Source organism: Enterovirga sp., from assembly GCF_035325185.1.
Taxonomy (GTDB): Bacteria; Pseudomonadota; Alphaproteobacteria; order Rhizobiales; family Beijerinckiaceae; genus Enterovirga.
The window spans coordinates 1-3372 of the sequence record NZ_DAOLAJ010000085.1; the positions used below are offsets into that span (position 1 = coordinate 1).

The 3372-nt window shown below is 70.2% G+C and carries 5 protein-coding genes; 3 read left to right on the forward strand and 2 right to left on the reverse strand.

What is annotated here, in order from left to right; genetic code table 11:
- Nucleotides 1–355, reverse strand: a 355-nt coding sequence (locus tag PKD06_RS14810) for a glycosyltransferase (RefSeq protein WP_324381375.1), incomplete at its 3' end; no start/stop codon positions are given.
- A 127-nt stretch (nt 356–482) separates the two neighbouring features.
- Here PKD06_RS14810 and PKD06_RS14815 point away from each other — a divergent pair.
- The 3 genes from PKD06_RS14815 to PKD06_RS14825 are packed head-to-tail and all read left to right on the forward strand — an operon-like array spanning nt 483 to nt 3110.
- Entirely contained in the window at nt 483–1319 is an 837-nt protein-coding gene (locus PKD06_RS14815; RefSeq protein WP_324381377.1) for an ABC transporter permease, read from the forward strand.
- Between the two features lie 6 nt (nt 1320–1325).
- Nucleotides 1326–2114 carry an ABC transporter ATP-binding protein gene (locus PKD06_RS14820; protein WP_324381379.1) on the forward strand — a complete coding sequence of 263 codons (789 nt, stop codon included), beginning with the start codon at nt 1326–1328 and terminating at the stop codon, nt 2112–2114.
- A 9-nt stretch (nt 2115–2123) separates the two neighbouring features.
- Nucleotides 2124–3110, forward strand: a complete 987-nt coding sequence (locus PKD06_RS14825; RefSeq protein ID WP_324381381.1) for a magnesium transporter CorA family protein — start codon at nt 2124–2126, stop codon at nt 3108–3110.
- A 6-nt stretch (nt 3111–3116) separates the two neighbouring features.
- Here PKD06_RS14825 and PKD06_RS14830 read toward each other — a convergent pair.
- A partial coding sequence (locus tag PKD06_RS14830; protein WP_324381383.1) for an MGMT family protein occupies nt 3117–3372 on the reverse strand: 256 nt, incomplete at its 5' end.

The window sequence follows — 3372 nt, forward strand, 5'->3', positions numbered from 1 at the left end:
CGGCGGCGAGGCGGGCATGGAGATCGGCGAGGCGGGGGACGGCGTCTTTCGGCGGCAGGCTGTCCTGGTCGAGCAGCAGCACGAAGCGGTCCCCGGCCGCCCGGGCCGAGGCGAGGAAGGCGTCATAGGCAGCCCCGAGGCCGACATTGGCGCCCGGGCGCAGGATGCGGCACGCCGTGGGCGCCGCCGCCTCCGCGAGGCCGCGCTCGGTCTCGGGCGAGACGTCCGAATTGGCGAAGACCACGACCTCGCGCAGGCCGGGCGCCACGGCGCCGACGAGCCGGCGGAGCTGCGCCTCCTCGGGATGATAGATGACGATGCCCGCGCTCGTCCGGCGGGAGGCGTCCTGTTCCATGGCGGCCCTGTGGACCCTCGCGCCGCCGAGGGCAAGGGTGCCGCGTCGGCAGGCCCGCGCCGCGTTGGCAGGCTCGCCCGGCTTTGGTAGATCGCCGCCTTCCGCCGGCCGTTTCCCTGGAGAACCTGTGACGTCCCCGAACGTGATCGTCCACAGCGCCGAGGAGGCGAGGCGCATTCCCTACCGCCTCGCCCGGGAGGATCTCTGGCGCGGGGCGAAGCTCGTCGAGCTGTGGGGCGCCATGGCGTGGTTCGACGTCCGCCAGCGCTATGCCCGCTCGACCATCGGCCCCTTCTGGCTGACCCTGAGCCTCGGGCTCTACACGGGGGCCATCGCCTTCATCTACGGCTCCCTCTTCAAGACGCCGCTTCCCGACCTCCTGGCCTATCTCTCGGTCGGCATGGCGATCTGGACCTATTGCCTCGCCATCATCCTGGAGGGCGCCAGCGTCTTCGTCTTCGCGGAGGTGGCCATCAAGCAGATGCCGGCGCCGCTCTGCGTCCATGTCTACCGGCTGGTCTGGCGTACGCTGATCATGCTGGCCCACAACGCGCTGGTGCCTGCCCTGGTCCTCCTCTGGGCCGGCCCCTGGGCGGCGCTCGCGGGCCTGCCCGAGGCGGCGCTCGGCATGGCGATCCTGATCGTCAACAGCGTGGCGGTCGCGCTGGCGCTGGGCACCCTCGGCGCGCGCTTCCGCGACCTGCCGCCCTTCCTGACCAACCTCACCTCGCTCCTCTTCTTCGTCACGCCGATCTTCTGGCGGGCGGAGCAGCTCGGCGACCGGATCTGGGTCGCCTGGGCGAACCCGATGTATCACTTCATCGAGCTGGTCCGCGCCCCGCTCCTCGGCGGGCACGCCTCGGCGGGAACCTGGGCCTTCGCCCTGGCCTTCACGGTCCTCGACGTGGCCGCCGCCTTCTTCGTCTATGCCCGCTTCCGGGTGCGCATTCCCTACTGGATCTGATCCTCGATGAGCTCGATCGACGTCCAGAACGTCAGCGTCAGCTTTCCCCTCTACGGGGGGGCGGCGCGGTTTCTGCGCAACCGCCTCATGTCGAGCGCGACGGGCGGGCGCGTCGGCTCGGACAAGCGCTCGCGGACCGTCGTGCAGGCGCTGGAGAACATCAGCTTCTCGGTGAGCCATGGCGAGAGGGTGGCGCTGATCGGCCATAACGGGGCCGGCAAGACGACGCTGCTGCGGGTCCTGTCGGGGATCTATCCGCCGCTCGCCGGCCGCATCGCCATCGACGGGCGGATCGCGCCGATCTTCGATATCGGCCTCGGCATGGACCCGGACGCCACCGGCTACGACAATATCCGCATCCGCGGCCTCTATCTCGGCCTGTCGCGCCGCGCCGTCGAGGCGAGGATCGCCGAGATCGCCGAGTTCACCGAGCTCGGCCCCTTTCTCGACATGCCGATGCGCACCTATTCGGCCGGCATGCAGACGCGGCTGTCCTTCGCGGTCTCGACGAGCGTCGATCCCGAGATCCTTCTTCTCGACGAGGGGATCGGCGCGGGCGACGCCTCGTTCATGGAGCGTGCCAATGCGCGGCTGCGCAGCTTCGTCGAGCGCTCGGGCATCCTGGTCCTCGCGTCGCATGATTCGGGACTCCTGGCGCGGCTTTGCGAGCGGGCGCTGCGGCTGGAGCACGGGCGCATCGTCGATGACGGGCCTTTCGACGAGGTGATGGCCCGGTTCGAGGAGGACCAGCATCTCGGCAAGGAGGCCGCCGCGAGGGAGGCGGCCTCGCGCTGAAATCCCCCGATGCTTCGGATCCACAGGCACGCCGACGCGCCCCCTGCTCCCCATGCGGAGGGGGAGATCGGCGAGGATGCGGTCTGGATCGAGTTGGCCCACCCCACGGAAGAGGAGAAGGCCTTCGTCCGGCGCGCCACCGGCCTCGCCGTGCCGACCTTCCAGCAACTCCGGGAGGTCGAAAGTTCCTCGCGGCTGCGGTACGACCAGGGGGCTCTCTGCCTGTCCCTGCCTCTCGTCTTCCGGGACGCGGCCCACCGGCCGCGCATCACGCCGGTCGGCTTCCTGCTGACGGAGAAGCATCTGGTCACGATCCGGTTCGAGGACCTGAAGGCTTTCGATACCTGCCGGCAGAGGTTCGGGGAGGGCGACGTCTGCCATCCCTCGGCGGCGGGAGCCTTCGTCACGCTCCTCGAAGCCATCGTCGACCGTCTCGCCGACGTGCTGGAGGAGACGGGAGAAAACCTCGACGATGCGGCCGAGGAGGTCTTCGGAGGAGACACGGATGCGGCGGGCCGGTCGCGCCGGCGCACTGTCCGGGGGCAGCGTCTTCGCGTCATGCTGCGCCGGGTCGGGCGGCTGCGCCAGCTCCTGTCCAAGATCCGCATCACCCTCCTCGGCATCGGCCGCATGGTTCCCTATGTCGAGGAGGAGGCGCGCGACTGGCTGCCCCCGGATGCCCGCCGCCGCCTCGGCGTCGTCCGGCAGGACGTCCTCTCTCTCGACGAATTCGAGGAGCACCTCTCGGACAAGGCGCAGTTCCTCCTCGATGCCGATCTCGGCCTGATCAGCATCGAGCAGAACGACACGTTCCGGGTGCTGACGGTCGTGTCGGTCGTCGGCATCCCGCCGACGCTGGTGGCCAGCATGTACGGCATGAACTTCAAGAACATGCCCGAGCTGAGCTGGAGCTTCGGCTACGAATGGGGACTCGGGCTGATCCTGCTCTCGGCCATCCTGCCGCTCGTCTGGTTCCGGGCGAAGGGCTGGTTCTGAGGCGCCTCAGCGCGGAGCGAGGCCGAAGAGGTCCGGCTGCCCGCCCGGCGCGGCGTCCTCGATGGCGAGGAGCCTCATCTTCGTCGCGATGCCGCCCGGCGCCGAGAATCCCCCCGAGCGCCCGCCCGCCGCGAGCACCCTGTGGCACGGTACGATGACGGGAACGGGATTGCGCCCGAGGGCGACGCCGACGGCTCGCGCGGCGGCGGGATCGCCGAGGCGGGCGGCGATCTCGCCATAGGTCATCGTCGCGCCGGCGGGA